We start from the raw sequence: 15,340 nt of genomic DNA, 5'->3' as shown, positions 1-15,340 counted from the left end.
GTTCGGACCATGAAAAAAAGGCGCCGCCGGGTCGGTCCGGGGCGCCTTTTTCGTGTCGGTGGATGTGGGCTTAGGCAGGCTTGGCCTTGCCCTTGCGACGGCGGGCGAACATCGCCCCAGCCGCACCGCCAAACAGCAGCAACATCGGCGGCGCGGGCACCTGCGTCCCGCCCGTGGTCGAAGTGCTGGTGCTCGTGCTGGTTGTGCCGCCCGTGGTCGAGGTGCTGGTGGAAGTAGAGGTCGATGAAGACCCCGAAGTCGAAGTTGAACCAGAGGTAGAAGTCGAGCCCGAAGTCGAGGACGAGCCGGACGTAGACGTCGAGCCCGAAGTCGAGGACGAGCCAGAGGTCGACCCCGAAGTCGACCCCGAAGTCGACGTCGAACCGCTGGAATTCACCACGATCACATTGCCGCTGGTGCCGCCAAAGAAGCCGCCGATATAGCCGCCGCCAAAGCCCCAATTGCTGTAATAGCCCCGCGCGCGTTGGGCCGAAAGCGGGCTGGGCGCGGGCGCAGGCGCGACAGGGGCCAGATCAGCGGGCGGCAGGCCCGGCGGCGGCATCGGCACCATCGCGGTCTTGGTGGTGGTTTTGGCGCAGCAGGCCTGCTGGACGACCACCTGTTTGGTCACCACCTGCGTGCGGACGGCGGCTTTGCGCACCGGCGCCTTGGCGTGTTTGACATATTGCGGTTTGTTGCTGCTGGCCTTTTCCGCGACATGCACGGCGCCGCCGCCAATCAGCGCGGTGCCTGCCACCAGACCGGCAACTTTGGCGAGCCCCAAACGAACCGACATAACAATCTCTCTTTCCTGTTGGCGGCAGAGGCGTTCCATCCATTCGGACGAAAGGCGATTCTGCCCTCAGCAGAGAGATCGTTCAGGGGGAGCAAGGGAACAACCGCGAGGGGGCGCGGCATGTGTCCTGAATCGGGATTTGCCCGTATTCCTGCGCTTTTAACCGGCGCCCGTCCCACAATGGCACATGAATCGCCGGTTACTCGGCATCGCTTGCGTCGAACAGGCCGCCCTGCGATCCATTGCCGCTGGGCGGGGTCAAGCCCAGATGTTGCCAGCCACGGTCATTCAGGCAACGCCCGCGCGCCGTGCGGGCCACCATGCCGAGCTGGATCAGGTAGGGTTCGATCACTTCCTCAATCGTGTCACGCGGTTCTGACAGGCCCGCGGCCAGCGTGTCGGCCCCCACCGGCCCGCCTTTATAGATGTCGGCGATCATGTGCAGGTATCGGCGATCCTGTGCGTCCAGCCCGGCATTGTCGACCTCCAGCCGGGTCAGGGCGTTGTCGGCGATGGTCTGGGTGATCACCTCGCTGCCCGCGACATGGGCGAAATCGCGCACCCGGCGCAGCAGGCGGCCCGCCACACGCGGCGTACCGCGAGAGCGCCGCGCGATTTCCCGCGCGCCCTCCGCCGCAATGCCGATGCCCAGCAGACCCGCGCCGCGGGTGATGACCCGTTCGAGTTCGTCCACGGAATAGAATTGCAGGCGCACAGGAATGCCGAAACGGTCGCGCAATGGCGTTTGCAGCAAGCCCGCACGCGTCGTCGCCCCGATCAGTGTGAAAGGCGGCAGATCGATCCGCACCGAGCGCGCCGAAGGCCCCTCGCCAATCATCAGATCGAGCGCGCGGTCCTCCATCGCCGGATAGAGCACTTCCTCGACCACCGGATTGAGGCGGTGGATTTCGTCGATGAAAAGCACATCGCCATGTTCAAGATTGGTCAAGAGCGCCGCCAGATCGCCCGCCTTGGCGATCACCGGCCCAGAGGTGGCCTTGAAATTGACGCCCAACTCACGCGCGATAATCTGCGCCAGCGTGGTCTTGCCCAGCCCCGGCGGCCCGAAAAACAGCGTGTGATCGAGCGCCTCGCCCCGCGACTTGGCCGATTCGATGAAGACGTGCAGGTTGTCCTTGGCGGCCGCCTGTCCCACGAATTCGGCCAGCGATTTGGGACGCAGCGCGGCGTCCATATCCTCGATCTGACGATGGGCGGAAAGGAGGGGGTTATCGGTCATTTTGCTGCGGCCAAAATGATCTATTGCTCTCGACTCGTCGATTTACCGTATTGAAGATATCCGAATAAAAAATTTCGTCGAGATTCCAAAACGTCATCTTTGTTTGAACAGTTTCCCACAACAGCGTTTCTGGCAAAGAACCGTCCTCGCCTCGTCCAAAAGGAATTATGGACTCCGCCATTACATAGAGCTTAGCTGCCTGCACCATATAGCTCTCAATCATCCCCTTAATCCCGAGCATTCCATTCATTTCATTAGGATCTGATAGTTGACGGGAACGGCTGGCTAAAATTTGCATCTCCGCTAAAATTGCCCCAAGCAATGACGCTAAAGTAGGTTGAGGCACTGCCTCAACTACCTTCTCCAATTGATCAATGAGACGTCCCTCAAAAATCGGTGGGTTAAAATTTTCAGAACACGTCCGGCCATCAACGTTGTCGGCCAATCTGCCGACCCGCGCCAATTCCTGAGCGACACTCTTTGCATAAGCGCATATGTGACTTAGGTAGTGAGGCAAGGTTGAGCGCAGCGCGATATAACGGGCGTTCTGGCGATTTTTCTCAATGTCCTCTGCCTGTCTAATTTGCTGCTGCATTACCAGTATTGTGAGAAACGCCGCTAGCAGCGCCAACCCGCCACCGATCATCGTTTGCCACTCGAACAAGCACTGGCTGACATCCGTAATCCAATCAGCGGGCACCACACATCGAGCATGATCGGTAAACCCCATCACCCGCTCGCCTTCTTCAACGCCACGCGGATCAAGGCCGAAACACCCGCCTCCTCGCCCAGTTCGGCGATGGCGGCGTCGGTGGCGCTGGCGGCCACGTTGGGTTTGAAGCCAAGGTTCTGCAAGGCCGAAACGACGTCGCCCGCGACATTGCCCTCCGGCATCGCCACACCCGCCGAGACCGCCGCGCCTGCGGGACCGACCGGCAAAGCGCCCGCCTTGTCCTTCAATTCATTGACGATGCGCGCGGCCAGTTTCGGCCCCACGCCATTGGCCCGCGCCACCATCGCGGCGTCTCCGCCCGCACAGGCGCGCTGCAATTCCTCGACCGTCAGCGCCGACAGGATTGCCAAGGCCACCTTGGACCCAACCCCCTGCACCACGGTCAGCAGCTTGAACCACGCCCGTTCGCCCGCGCTGGTAAAACCGATCAGACGCATGTCCGTCTCGCTCACCTGCATCTCGGTGTAAACCGTGCAGGCGTCGCCCCGGATGCCCAGCGCCGTCAGCGTCCGCCCGGAGCAAAACACCAGATAGCCCACGCCATTGACGTCAATCACCGCCCAGTCAGGGCCGAAATCATCCAATATGCCGGTCAGTTTCGCGATCATGTCCGCACCCTAGACAAAGCGGAACGATTTGGGAACATTTTTTGAATGGGTGGAGGAGGGTTTGCCTCCGGCGGGCAAAGGGATTCATCCCTTTGCAATCCCATTAATGGGGTTGTGCGGGGTCGGACATGTTGTGGATGCGGCCTTTGTTTGAAAGCCTGCGGCGCGGCGAAGTAGCGCTCAAAAGCGCCGCAGGCTTTCAACCCATAGCCCAATACACCGCCCTGCGAACCCAAGCGCCACCCCAAACCGGGATTGTTAAGGGCCCCCGCCCTTAACCCGCCGGAGGCAAAACCCCCAAAAATCCTTACAAATGACTGCCCACATGATGCGCATGGGTAATCGCCACAGCCAGAGCGTCCGCAGCATCGGCTCCGGCCAGCTTCACGCCGGGCAACAACACCTTGAGCATATGCTGCACCTGCTCCTTGGCCGCGCCCCCCGTGCCGACCAGCGCTTTTTTCACCACTTTGGAAGGGTATTCCGACACCGGCAGCCCGGCGCGCGCCAGAGACAAAAGAGCCGCCCCCCGCGCCTGCCCCAGTTTCAGCGTCGATTGGGGGTTCACGTTGACGAAGATTTCCTCGACCACGCCAAAGTCCGGCCGATAGATCTCGATCACCCGCGCGATGGTCGTGTCCAACTCCAGCAGGCGCGAGGCCATCGAGGCTTCTTTATCGGTGCGGATCTGGCCATTGGCGACATGGCTGATGCGGCTGCCCGATTTGGCGACAATGCCCCAACCGGTGCAGACGAGGCCGGGATCGATGCCGAGAATTATCATGCGGCCCCTATAAAGCAAAAGGGCGGGAGGATCATCCCCCCGCCCATTAGTGAGATCACCGATAAGGTGGATCAGCCCAGCGTGGCCATCACTTCATCGGGAATTTCGTAATTGCCCCAGACGGTCTGGACGTCGTCGTCGTCTTCCAGCACGTCAATCAGCTTCAAAAGCGTAGCGGCGGCATCGGCATCGACGGTGGCCTTGATCTGCGGGCGCCATGCCAGCTTCACGCCTTCGGCCTCGCCCAGAACCTTTTCCAGTTCGCGCGCGACGGGGTGGAGCGAATCGACCGCGACCCAGATCGAGTGGCTGCCGGGGTTTTCATCGCCATCGCCCATATCCGATTCGACGTCCTCGGCGCCGGCTTCGATGGCCGCTTCCAGAACCTTGTCCTCGTCACCCACGCTGGCGGGATATTCGATCAGGCCGAGGCGGTCGAAACCATGCGACACCGCGCCCGACGCGCCCAGATTGCCACCGTTCTTGGCAAAGGCGGTGCGCACGTTGGTGGCGGTACGGTTGCGATTGTCGGTCAGCGCCTCAACGATGATGGCCACGCCGCCGGGGCCATAGCCCTCATAGCGCACTTCTTCATAGTTTTCCGCATCGCCCTTGCTCGCCTTGTCGATGGCGCGCTGGATATTGTCCTTGGGCATGGACTGGGCCTTGGCCGCGTTCACGGCGGCGCGCAGGCGCGGGTTCATGTCCGGGTCGGGCATGCCCATCTTGGCCGCAACGGTGATTTCGCGCGAAAGCTTGGAGAACATCGCCGAACGCTTCTTATCCTGAGCGCCCTTGCGGTGCATGATGTTCTTGAATTTGGAATGGCCTGCCATGGATCACTTCATATCGCTATGTGTGGAGTTGGCAGCGCCGATAGCCGAGATATGGCCTTTGGGCAAGGCGGGGGGCGGAAATCCGCCACCCCCGCCCCGGAATGCTCAGTCGATGCCCAGAGCGTTGAGGTAAACCTCCAGGATCGCTTCCTGTTCCTTGCGGTCGTCGGGCTTCATCTTGCGGATGCGGACCACCTGCTTCATCGCCTTGGGGTCATAGCCGGTGGCCTTGCCCTCGTTATAGACGTCCTTGATGTCGTCGCTGATGCCCTTCTTTTCTTCTTCCAGACGCTCGATACGCTCGATCAACAGGCGCAGGCGTTCGTCAGCTGCCATTTCAGCCATGGGTCAAATCTCCAAAATTGGGTCAATGTTGAGAATCGGTTTGCCGCGCCAGATAGCCGCCCATCGCCATTAGGGGAATATGGCCGAGGATTAATCCCCAGCGCTGCGACCAATGCCCGCCGTCAATGACCCGCCGCGTTCTTCGCCACACTCTCCTTCATCCGGGCCAATTGCTCGGGCGTGGCTTCGGTTTGATAGCGGGTTTTCCACTCATCGGCGGGCATGCCGTGGATCACCTCGCGCGCTGCCGCCTTGTCGAGCGGGGCGCCAGCGGCTACGATCCAGTCGGCAAGGCAATTACGGCAAAATCCGGAAAGGCCCATAAGGTCGATATTTTGCGCATCATGGCGATGACGCAGGTGGCGAACCAGCCGACGAAAGGCAGCAGCAGCATGCGCATCATCCAATTCGTCCAGCGGATCGGGAATCGTTTGTTCTGCATTCATATTCATGGGTCCATCCGGAGAGGGTTGTTCTTGGGTTTGCCATCAGCCTTTGCCATAGGCTGCACCTCGTCCGAAAGGGAGAAATCGGTGTGACGAAACTCAATCCGCGCGGCCGCAAGGTCAAAATTCTGGCAACGCTTGGCCCGGCCAGCCGTGATCAGGAGATGATCGAGAAGCTGGTACGTGCAGGGGCCGACGCTTTCCGCGTCAATATGAGCCATGCCGACCATGCAGTGCATACTGAAACCATCGCCAATGTGCGCGCGGTCGAAGCCAAGCTGAAAAAGCCCATTGCGATTCTGGCCGACCTTCAGGGGCCGAAGCTGCGCGTGGGCGCGTTCAAGGATGGCAGGGCGGTGATCCGCCATTCGGGCCACTTCACCTTTGACCGCAACCCGGAACCGGGCGATGAAAACCGCGTGTGCCTGCCGCACCCGGAACTGTTCGGCATCCTGCAAAAGGGTCAGCGCCTGCTGATCGACGACGGCAAGCTGCGTTTGCGCGTGATCCGCGCCGATGAAAACGAAATCCTGTGCAGCGCCGAAGTGGGCGGGGTGATTTCGGACCGCAAGGGCGTGAATATTCCCGACGCGGTGGTGCCGGTTCCGGCGCTGACCGAAAAGGACCGCCGCGATCTGGCCTTTGCGATCGAGCATGGCGCGGATTTCATCGGCCTGTCCTTTGTCCAGCGTCCCGAGGACGTGGCCGAATGCCGCCGCCTGATGGGCGGCCACGGCGCGCTGATCGCCAAGATCGAAAAGCCCGCCGCGCTCGAAACGCTCGAGGGCATCATCGAATTGTCGGACGGCATCATGGTGGCCCGCGGCGACCTTGGCGTCGAACTGCTGCCCGAAGAAGTGCCCCCGATCCAGAAGCGCATCGTGGAGTTGACACGCCGCAGCGGCAAGCCGGTGATCGTGGCGACCCAAATGCTCGAATCGATGATCGAAAGCCCGGCCCCCACCCGCGCCGAAGTGTCGGACGTGGCCAATGCGGTCTATGACGGCGCGGACGCGGTGATGCTCTCGGCCGAAACGGCGGCGGGCCAATGGCCCGAAGAAGCCGTGACGATCATGCACCGCATCGCCACGCAGGTCGAAAACGATTCCTACTATCGTCAGCGCGTCCATCTGGCCGAAATCAACCCCGACCAGACCACCGCCGACGCTCTGGCCAAGGCTTGCGCATCGATTGCCGATACGGTGACGCTGACGGGCCTGATCGTGTTCACGGGGTCCGGTTCGACCGCCCGCCGCGTGGCGCGTGAACGTCCCTCGGTGCCGATGCTGGTGCTGACGCCCAGCCACAATACGGCCCGCCGTTCGGCGCTGCTGTGGGGCGCGCATGCGGTCCACACGCGCGACATCGGTTCGTTCGAGGAAATGATCGCCAAGGGCAAGCGTATGGCACTGCGCCATGGGTTCGGCGTTGCCGGGTCCAAGCTTGTCGCGCTGGCGGGCGTTCCCTTTGGCACTCCGGGTGCGACGAACCTTCTTCATGTTGTCACCTTGCGCGGCAATGAACTTGAACTCTATCGTGCCGTCGAAGAAGACGGCAGCGATGCCGATTAAGATCACGGAGTAAACCTATGCATCCCCTCGCCCCGCCACTGGAACGCAGTCTTCGCGCGGTGGCGGGCGCGATGGGCGATGCACAGGACCCGTGGTGGATCATCGGCAGCGCGGCCGTTGCCCTGCTGGGCGCGACCTCGGTCACGGTGGCCGACCTTGACGTATTGTTGAGCGAGGCGGATGCGGCGCGCATTCTGCCCTCGCTGGGTCTGAACGCCGGACCGGGCGGGGTGGACAGCCGGTTTCGGTCAACCACCTATGCCCGCTGGGACGCGCCGGAATTGCCGGTCGAATTCATGGCCGGTTTCGCCCTGCGTCAGGGTGAGGCATGGGTCGATGTCGCCCCGACCACACGCGCCGCGCATCATCTGGGCGATGTGGTGCTTTACACGCCCGAACGCGCCGAAATGCGCGCCATCCTGCAAAGTTTCGGGCGACCCAAGGATCTGCGCCGCGCCGATCTACTCCGGTAAAAGGCTCGCTGCCTCAGCCAGACCGCTGTGGCATGCGGCAAGGTCTTCCGCCGAAATCGAATAGGGCGGCATCAGATAGGCCGTGTTGCCCAAGGGGCGAATGAGCAGCCCCCGTTCGCGGAAAAAGGCCAAAAGGCGCGGTTGCAGGGCAGAGAGATAGCCCCCCTGCGGCACGTCATAGTCCAGCGCGAGGATCGTGCCGCACTGGCGAACATTGCCGATCCCCTTGACGCCCGACAGCATCGCTGCCCCCTCACCCTGACGCGCAGCCAGAGTGTCGATGCGCGCCTGCACCGGTTCATCGCGCCATACGCCCAGATTGGCCACCGCCGCGGCGCAGGCAATCGCATTGGCCGTATAAGAGCTTGAATGATAAAAGGTCTTGGTCCGGTCCGGCGCATAGTGGGAGGCATAGATCGCCTCGGACGCCATCGTCACCGCCAGAGGCAGCGCGCCCCCGGTGATCCCCTTGGCAAGGCACAGAATATCCGGCTTCACCCCGGCCTGATCACAGGCCAGCATCGTGCCGGTGCGGCCCCATCCGGTCATCACCTCGTCGGCGATGAACAGCACGTCATGCGCCGCACAAATCCGCGCCATTTCGGCCAGAACCGAGGGCGGATAAAACAACATCCCCCCCGCGCCCAGCACCAAAGGCTCGACAATAAAGGCCGCCGCATCAGGGGCCGCGCAGAAGGCCGCCAAGGCGTCATAGGTCGCCTGCTCCGCGCCGGGGGCAGGATAGGGGATCGTGTCCACGCCGAACAGCAAAGGCTCATAGGCGGCATTATAGACGCCGCGCTCACCAATGCTCATCGCGCCGATTGTGTCGCCGTGATAGGAATGCTGCATCACGGCAATGCGCTGACGCTGGCCCTGCCCCAGATGGCGCCAATGGCCCAGCGCCATTTTCAGCGCGACCTCGACGCAGGTGGAGCCGGAATCGGAAAAGAACGCATAGGGAAGGCCTGTGATCGCCACCAAACCCGCCGCCAGATCCTGTGCGGGTCTGTGCGTCCATCCGGCAAAGATCAACTGGTCCAGCCGCCCCGCCTGCTCGGCAATGGCGCGCACGATGGGGGGATAGGCATGACCATGCGTCGTCACCCACCAGCTTGAGATCGCATCGACAATCCGTGCCCCATCGGCGGTGAACAGACTGGCCCCTTCGGCCCGTTCGACCAAGGGGATCGGTTCGCCCAGACCATGCTGGGTAAAAGGATGCCAGACGGGCGAACGCGTCACAGGTCGAAATCCGCCATTGCCGCCGCCAGAGTTTCGGGCGTCAACGGATCAAGGCGCGGCAAATGGCCAAGGCGGCGCAGGCCGGTATGGGCGCAAAGGAAGCGCATGCTTTCCTCCTCCGCCGGTCCCGCATCACCGATAAAGGCCAGACCCGCGATAGCGCAGCCCCGCGCACGCAAAGCTTCGACCGTCATCAACGTGTGGTTGATCGTGCCCAGCCCGGTGCGCGCAGCCACCACGACGGGAAGGCCCCAATCGGCAAACTGATCCGCATAAAGGCGCGTCTGCGTCAAAGGCACCAGCGCCCCGCCGGCCCCCTCGACCACCAGCGGACCATCGCCCTGCGGCAGAGTGAGGCGGGCCGGATCAATCTCCACCCCATCAATCCGCGCCGCCCAATGCGGGCTGGCGGGCGTGATCAGGCGGTACGCTTCGGGATGAACCAGAGTGCCGGGAACGAGACGCGCAATCGCCTCGCTGTCGGTTTCCTCCTCCAGCCCGGATTGCACCGGTTTCCAGTACCGCGCACCCAGCCGCGCCACCAGACCAGCGGCCAGCACCGTCTTGCCGATGCCCGTGTCGGTGCCCGTCACAACATAGCCACGCATGGATCAGGCCCGCGCGCCGAACAGGGCCGAGCCCACACGAATATGTGTCGCACCCAAAGTGATCGCGGTTTCAAAATCGCCGCTCATCCCCATCGACAGGCCGTTCAGCCCATGGTCCGCCGCCAGTTTGGCCAACAGGGCAAAGAAGGGCGCGGCCTCAATATCGGCGGGCGGCACGCACATCAGCCCGGCCAGCGGCAGCCCCGCCTCACGCATCTGCGCCAGCAAGGCGGGCAGATCGGCCACCGCGCAGCCGCCCTTCTGTTCCTCGGCGCCGATGTTGACCTGAATGAAGCAGGGGATGCGGCGGTCCAGTTTTTCCATCGCCTTGGCCAGAGCGGTCACCAGACTGGGGCGATCAACCGAATGAATGGCGTCGAACAGCGCCACCGCGTCCTCGGCCTTGTTCGATTGCAACTGGCCCACCAGATGCAGTTCGATATCGGGATAGCGGGCCTTGAGTTCCGGCCATTTGGCCTGCGCTTCCTGCACCCTGTTTTCGCCGAAAACCCGCTGCCCCTGCGCGATCAGGGGTTCGATTTCCTCGACCGGCTTGGTTTTGGAAATAGCGATCAGCGTGATGTCGCTGTCCTTGCGGCGGGCGATGCGGGCGGCGGCGGCGATTTTTTCGCGCACAGCCCCAAGCGAAGATTCTGGTTCCATCATGGCGCGGTGCTATAGCGCGATGATGCGTCCATGCCAGCCCCTTTCCCCCTTGCCGAAACTCTGGCTGATAACGGACGCGCGCAATGATGGCGTGCTGGATCGCATGCTGCGCACGATGCCAAGGGGCAGCGGGCTGATCTATCGGCACTATCACCTGCCCCCGGTGGAAAGGCGGGCACGGTTTGACGCTTTAGCACGAATGGCGCGGGCGCGGGGCATGGCGGTGGTTCTGGCGGGCGATGCGGCGCAAGCGCGGCGTTGGGGGGCCGATGGGGCCTATGGTCCGGGGCAATCTCTGGCCACGGCCCATTCCCTGCGTGAACTGGCGCGGGCAAGGGGGGCGGCGGGCGTGCTGCTCTCTCCGGTCTTTCCCACGCGCAGCCATCCGGGCGGGCGGACCCTGGGCGCGCTACGTTTCCGCCTGATCGCCGCGCACAGCCTGGTGCCGGTGATCGCCCTTGGCGGCATGACCCATGCCCGCGCCCGGGCGCTGAAATGGCCGCGCTGGGCCGCGATTGACGGGCTTTCCCCGGCGCATTGACGCGGCAATTCTTGACGGGGACTCCCTCAAAGGCGCATTATACCGGCAATTTCCACCCCTTTGTTGAAACGAGTGACCCATGGCCTCAAGGCCCATCAAGCACAGCGGCGCATCATGGCGCCTGATCCTGCGACGCAGCGTGTTGCGCAGCGCCGAATTGCTGGGCGCGGGGCTGTTGGGGCTGGCGGCGGTGCTGCTGGCCATCGCGCTGCTGACCTATCATCAGACCGACCCTTCGGCATCTACGGCTTCGGGCGGGGCGGTGCTGAACTGGCTGGGGCGGCCGGGGGCTTTTGTGGCCGATGGGGCGCTGTTGATGTTCGGGCCGATGGCGGGGCTGGCGGTGCCCTTGCTGCTGATCTTTGCCCGCCAGCTCTGGCTGGTGGCCGAGGCGGAGGATGCGGGCGAGGATGAGGACGTACCGCTGCACCAACAACACTGGCTGCGCCCGACGGCGGTGCTGGTGCTGGGCATGGCGCTGTTGGCCAGCGCGCTCTCGCTGGGCTTTGGCGAACATCCGGGCAATTTGCCCGCATCGCCGGGCGGCATCATGGGGCTGCTGGGCGCATCGATGATCAAGGGGCTGGCCGATCTCCTGCCCGAAGTGGCGCGGGGATGGGTTGCGGGCCTGTTGGGCGTGCTGGCCTTTGTGGGCGGGATTGCCGCCATCACGCGGGTCTTTGCCATCGACTGGGGCTGGGTTCTGACCATGCCGCTGCAACTGCGCCGCAAAAAGGCGCAAGGCGAGGAGGCCGAAGCCCCCGCCCGCCGCGAACCGCGCAAGGCCAAGACGATGACCCCCGAAGGGGAAACCGAGGCCGAGGTGCAGGACCTGCCCTTTACCCCCGACGAACCGGCCAGCGGCCCGCGCAAGGCGCCCCAGATCAGCGACCCGGCCACCAAGGCCAAGCCCGCCGAAATGGGCACTCTGGCCAAGCAGGGCGATCTGTTCGGCACTTGCGAATTGCCGGGCCTCGACATTCTGGCCGATCCGCCGCCCAATTCCGCGCCCAAGGTGGACAAGCTGGCGCTGGAACGTAACGCCAAGCTGCTGGAAACCGTGCTGGATGATTTCAACGTCAAGGGCGAGATTACCGGCGTGCGCACCGGGCCGGTCGTCACGATGTACGAACTGGAACCGGCGGCCGGCATCAAGGCTGCGCGCGTGGTGGGCCTTGCCGACGATATCGCCCGCAATATGAGCGCGATTTCCGCCCGCGTCTCGCCGGTGCCGGGGCGCACCGTCATGGCCATCGAATTGCCCAATGCCGACCGTCAGATGGTCAGCTTCAAGGAATTGATCGCATCGGAAAAATTCGTCGGCGCCAAGGGCCTGCTGCCGATGATTTTGGGCAAGGATATTGCGGGCGAACCGATCATCGCGGATCTGGCCACCATGCCCCACCTGCTGGTCGCGGGGACGACGGGTTCGGGTAAGTCGGTTGGTTTGAACTGTATCCTGCTGTCCCTGCTTTATCGCCTGACGCCTGCGCAGTGCCGGATGATTCTGGTCGATCCCAAGGTGCTGGAACTGAAGTCTTACGAGGACATCCCTCACCTGCTTTCGCCTGTCGTGACCGAGCCGGCCAAGGCGGTGCGGGCGCTGAAATGGGCGGTCGAGGAAATGGAGCGCCGTTATCGCCAGATGAGCGAGATCAACGTGCGCAACATCGTCAATTTCAACGAAAAGGTGCGCAGCAATGCGGCCAAGGGCAAGCCTTTGGGCCGCCGCATCTCGGTCGGTTTCGACCCCGAAACGGGCGAAGAATTGTACGAGGACAAGCAGCTCGATTACGAAGTGCTGCCGCTGATCGTGGTCATCGTCGACGAGCTGGCCGACCTGATGGTGACGGTGGGCAAGGAGATCGAAGTGCTGATCCAACGCCTTGCCCAGAAATCGCGCGCGGCGGGCATCCACCTCATCATGGCGACCCAGCGCCCGTCGGTGGACGTCATCACCGGCGTCATCAAGGCCAACCTGCCCACGCGCATCTCCTTTGCCGTGACCAGCCGCATCGATTCGCGCACTATCCTTGGCGAACAGGGGGCCGAGCAATTGCTGGGCAAGGGCGACATGCTGTTCAAGCCGTCGAGCGGGCCGATCGTGCGCGTCCACGGACCTTTCGTCTCGGACGAGGAGGTCGAGCATGTCGCCGACCACTGGCGCGCGCAGGGCAAGCCCAATTACGTCGATTCGGTGACCGAAGAGCCGGAAGAAGGCAGCTTCGGCTTTGACGATCTGGACGCGACGGCCAGCGACAATCCCGAAGAGCGCAAATATCGCCAAGCCTGCCACATCGTGTTCGAAAGCCAGAAGGCTTCGACAAGCTGGCTGCAACGCCAGATGGGCGTGGGATACAACACCGCCGCCAAATGGATTGAACGCATGGAAAGCGATGGCCTTGTCGGCCCCGCCAACCATGTCGGCCGCCGCGAGATCTATCGCGACAAGGACGGCAACCCGCTTTGATCACCCCATGGTCGTGGGCGGGAACTTTTGCCCCGCTCACGACTTATCCCCATGCTGCGCGTGCGAAAGCCGATGAACCGTTGTTAAGCTACGGTGGGGCGCGGCCTCCGCACATTCCCTGATTACGATCCTCTGGCTACACATTGGCCATCGACGCCAACAAGCGGCGGCGGTAACGCCAAAGGGGTTTTCAGTGGTCCGGGTTTCCTTTTTCAACGTAAAGCTGATCCGCGCCGCTATCGCTCTGATTTTCGCCGCTTTCATCTCGGTTCCGGCCTCGGCGCAGGTGCTGCAATGCGCTCCCTACGCCCGCGAAGTTTCCGGCATCGCTCTGTCGGGCCGCGCCGCCGGTTGGTGGGATCAGGCCGAAGGTCGCTATGACCGCGGCACCGCCCCCAAGGCGGGCGCAGTTCTGGCTTTCCGCGCCACTCACTCGATGCGCGCCGGCCACGTCGCCATGGTGTCCAAGGTGATCGACGAACGCCACGTTCTGCTGAACCACGCCAACTGGTCGCGCCCCGGCATGATCGAGCGCAGCGCCATGGCCGAAGACGTTTCGGCCAATGGCGACTGGTCGGAAGTGCGCGTGTTCTACGCCCCCATCGGCAAGCTCGGCCTGCGCTCCTCGCCCACCTATGGCTTCATCTATGCCAACAAGGCCGACCGTTTCGATGGCGCCAAGCTGGCGATGCGGGACTAAGTTAGAGGCTTGAAGGTGCCTCCGGCAGGTTAAGGGTCTAGACCCTTAACAATCCCAAGACTGTAGAGGTCACTCACGAGATCACCCGAAGCGCAACGGTTCAGCGCCGCAGGCTTTATAAACCGCTTCGCGGATTGGCGCTTATCTGCCGATCACACATCACCCCATAAACGGGATTGCAAAGGGATGAATCCCTTTGCCCGCCGGAGGCATAATCATCCCGGCCACCCACCTTCCGGCGCAAACGCTTCGGCAATCTCCCCCGACACCCGCGTCAAACGCAGCGTTTCCTTGTCCAGCATCGCCCATGTGCTGCGCGCCGAAACGATGACCTTGCCCGCATCGTTGCGGAAATCGATCCGGCGGTCGAAACGCGCGCCGGTCGGGCCTTCGGGGATGAAGGTTTCGGCGGTCACACTCTGCCCCTGGCTGATATTGCCGCGATAGTCGATCTCGTGCCGCGTCACGACCCAGACATAGCGTTCGACATGATCGGGCGCGGCGTCCTGCATCCAGTGCGCGGTGGCAATCGCCTCCATCCACTGAACCCAGACGGCATTGTTGACGTGGCCCATGATGTCGATGTGATCGGGGCCTGCGGTAAAGGTTTGGGTGAAGCGATTGGGCATAGGGGGAATTTGGGGGCGGGCGTCAGGAAGGCAAGGTGGACTTGTAACGGATTTGTGCCGGTCACCTATCTCACTATGCCACCTTGGCCTCGAATGCGAGGGGGCTGATGCCGCCCAGATATGAATGGCGCCTACGTGGGTTGTAGAAGCCGTTGATGTACTGGAAGATGGCGGTCTCGGCCTGACGCCTGGTTGGCCAGGTTTGGCGCCAGAGCACCTCGGCCTTCAGGCTTTTGAAGAAGGTTTCGACAGCCGCATTGTCGTAGCAATTACCTTTGCCCGACATCGAGGGCCGTAAACCGTGGGCCAGCAGTTTTTTCTGGAAGTCGTAAGAGCAATATTGGCTGCCGCGATCAGAATGGAAAATGCAGTCCTTGGGCGGTTGACGCAGGTTTATGGCCATTTCCAGCGCCCTGATTGCCAGGTCTTTCTTCATCCGGTCGCTGACTGCCCAACCAACGACACGCCGACTGAACAGATCAATGACGACAGCCAGATAAAGCCAGCCCTCGGTGGTCCATATATAGCTGATATCGCCTGCCCATTTCTGGTTCGGCGCAGCGGCCAGGAAATCCCCGTCCAGCAAATTGGGGGCAACGCCAAGGTGGTGTTGGCTATCGGTGGTAACCTTGTGGCGACGGGTGCGAAT

General features: G+C 62.7%; 18 protein-coding genes. 5 read left to right on the top strand and 13 right to left on the bottom strand.

The window, feature by feature from the left end; genetic code table 11:
• Nucleotides 1-70: 70 nt before the first annotated feature.
• The 8 genes from ACZ9HU_RS00090 to ACZ9HU_RS00055 form a co-directional block, all read right to left on the bottom strand.
• Nucleotides 71-796, bottom strand: a complete 726-nt coding sequence (locus ACZ9HU_RS00090; protein WP_476100922.1) for a PEP-CTERM sorting domain-containing protein — start codon at nt 794-796, stop codon at nt 71-73.
• Nucleotides 797-995: 199 nt separating this feature from the next.
• On the bottom strand, nt 996-2,036 hold the full coding sequence (gene ruvB, locus ACZ9HU_RS00085; RefSeq protein WP_476100920.1) for a Holliday junction branch migration DNA helicase RuvB: 1,041 nt from the start codon (nt 2,034-2,036) through the stop codon (nt 996-998).
• Nucleotides 2,026-2,766: a hypothetical protein gene (locus ACZ9HU_RS00080; RefSeq protein ID WP_476100918.1), complete on the bottom strand. Its 741-nt coding sequence runs from the start codon at nt 2,764-2,766 to the stop codon at nt 2,026-2,028. The genes ruvB and ACZ9HU_RS00080 overlap by 11 nt, the downstream gene beginning before the upstream one ends.
• Nucleotides 2,766-3,377 carry a Holliday junction branch migration protein RuvA gene (gene ruvA, locus ACZ9HU_RS00075; RefSeq protein ID WP_476100916.1) on the bottom strand — a complete coding sequence of 204 codons (612 nt, stop codon included), beginning with the start codon at nt 3,375-3,377 and terminating at the stop codon, nt 2,766-2,768. The genes ACZ9HU_RS00080 and ruvA overlap by 1 nt, the downstream gene beginning before the upstream one ends.
• Before the next feature lie 307 nt (nt 3,378-3,684).
• On the bottom strand, nt 3,685-4,161 hold the full coding sequence (gene ruvC / locus ACZ9HU_RS00070; protein WP_476100914.1) for a crossover junction endodeoxyribonuclease RuvC: 477 nt from the start codon (nt 4,159-4,161) through the stop codon (nt 3,685-3,687).
• Nucleotides 4,162-4,232: 71 nt separating this feature from the next.
• Nucleotides 4,233-4,997 (bottom strand): YebC/PmpR family DNA-binding transcriptional regulator, encoded by a 765-nt coding sequence (locus ACZ9HU_RS00065; RefSeq protein ID WP_476100911.1) that lies wholly within the window; start codon nt 4,995-4,997, stop codon nt 4,233-4,235.
• A 105-nt stretch (nt 4,998-5,102) separates the two neighbouring features.
• The gene (locus ACZ9HU_RS00060; protein ID WP_168603441.1) at nt 5,103-5,342 is read right to left on the bottom strand and encodes a DUF2312 domain-containing protein; all 240 of its coding nucleotides are present in this window, start codon (nt 5,340-5,342) and stop codon (nt 5,103-5,105) included.
• A 122-nt stretch (nt 5,343-5,464) separates the two neighbouring features.
• Nucleotides 5,465-5,794 (bottom strand): DUF1244 domain-containing protein, encoded by a 330-nt coding sequence (locus tag ACZ9HU_RS00055; RefSeq protein WP_476100908.1) that lies wholly within the window; start codon nt 5,792-5,794, stop codon nt 5,465-5,467.
• Between the two features lie 83 nt (nt 5,795-5,877).
• Between ACZ9HU_RS00055 and pyk the strand changes: the two genes are divergently transcribed.
• Together pyk and ACZ9HU_RS00045 are read left to right on the top strand one after the other, a co-directional pair.
• Nucleotides 5,878-7,359: a pyruvate kinase gene (gene pyk, locus ACZ9HU_RS00050; protein ID WP_476100906.1), complete on the top strand. Its 1,482-nt coding sequence runs from the start codon at nt 5,878-5,880 to the stop codon at nt 7,357-7,359.
• 17 nt (nt 7,360-7,376) lie between these two features.
• Nucleotides 7,377-7,832, top strand: a complete 456-nt coding sequence (locus ACZ9HU_RS00045; RefSeq protein ID WP_476100904.1) for a hypothetical protein — start codon at nt 7,377-7,379, stop codon at nt 7,830-7,832.
• Here ACZ9HU_RS00045 and ACZ9HU_RS00040 read toward each other — a convergent pair.
• From ACZ9HU_RS00040 to ACZ9HU_RS00030, 3 genes are read right to left on the bottom strand one after another with little or no spacing between them, the layout of a single operon-like run.
• Nucleotides 7,821-9,077 (bottom strand): adenosylmethionine--8-amino-7-oxononanoate transaminase, encoded by a 1,257-nt coding sequence (locus ACZ9HU_RS00040; protein WP_476100902.1) that lies wholly within the window; start codon nt 9,075-9,077, stop codon nt 7,821-7,823. The genes ACZ9HU_RS00045 and ACZ9HU_RS00040 overlap by 12 nt on opposite strands.
• Nucleotides 9,074-9,685: a dethiobiotin synthase gene (gene bioD / locus ACZ9HU_RS00035; RefSeq protein ID WP_476100900.1), complete on the bottom strand. Its 612-nt coding sequence runs from the start codon at nt 9,683-9,685 to the stop codon at nt 9,074-9,076. The genes ACZ9HU_RS00040 and bioD overlap by 4 nt, the downstream gene beginning before the upstream one ends.
• A gap of 3 nt (nt 9,686-9,688) precedes the next feature.
• Nucleotides 9,689-10,351 carry a YggS family pyridoxal phosphate-dependent enzyme gene (locus ACZ9HU_RS00030; RefSeq protein ID WP_476100897.1) on the bottom strand — a complete coding sequence of 221 codons (663 nt, stop codon included), beginning with the start codon at nt 10,349-10,351 and terminating at the stop codon, nt 9,689-9,691.
• Here ACZ9HU_RS00030 and ACZ9HU_RS00025 point away from each other — a divergent pair.
• The 3 genes from ACZ9HU_RS00025 (at nt 10,350) to ACZ9HU_RS00015 (ending at nt 14,062) form a co-directional block, all read left to right on the top strand.
• Nucleotides 10,350-10,892: a thiamine phosphate synthase gene (locus tag ACZ9HU_RS00025; protein ID WP_476100895.1), complete on the top strand. Its 543-nt coding sequence runs from the start codon at nt 10,350-10,352 to the stop codon at nt 10,890-10,892. The genes ACZ9HU_RS00030 and ACZ9HU_RS00025 overlap by 2 nt on opposite strands.
• Nucleotides 10,893-10,971: 79 nt before the next feature.
• On the top strand, nt 10,972-13,362 hold the full coding sequence (locus ACZ9HU_RS00020; RefSeq protein ID WP_476100893.1) for an FtsK/SpoIIIE family DNA translocase: 2,391 nt from the start codon (nt 10,972-10,974) through the stop codon (nt 13,360-13,362).
• Between the two features lie 193 nt (nt 13,363-13,555).
• On the top strand, nt 13,556-14,062 hold the full coding sequence (locus tag ACZ9HU_RS00015; RefSeq protein ID WP_476100891.1) for a CHAP domain-containing protein: 507 nt from the start codon (nt 13,556-13,558) through the stop codon (nt 14,060-14,062).
• Between the two features lie 215 nt (nt 14,063-14,277).
• Here the strand turns inward: ACZ9HU_RS00015 and ACZ9HU_RS00010 are convergent, their stop codons facing one another.
• Both ACZ9HU_RS00010 and ACZ9HU_RS00005 read right to left on the bottom strand, forming a co-directional pair.
• The gene (locus ACZ9HU_RS00010; RefSeq protein WP_476100889.1) at nt 14,278-14,691 is read right to left on the bottom strand and encodes an acyl-CoA thioesterase; all 414 of its coding nucleotides are present in this window, start codon (nt 14,689-14,691) and stop codon (nt 14,278-14,280) included.
• A 73-nt stretch (nt 14,692-14,764) separates the two neighbouring features.
• Nucleotides 14,765-15,340 (bottom strand): IS3 family transposase (locus tag ACZ9HU_RS00005; RefSeq protein ID WP_476100887.1); only part of this gene is annotated, 576 nt, incomplete at its 5' end.

This window comes from Novosphingobium sp. Sphag1I, assembly GCF_056279125.1.
This window is presented reverse-complemented; position numbering and strand designations above follow the sequence as displayed.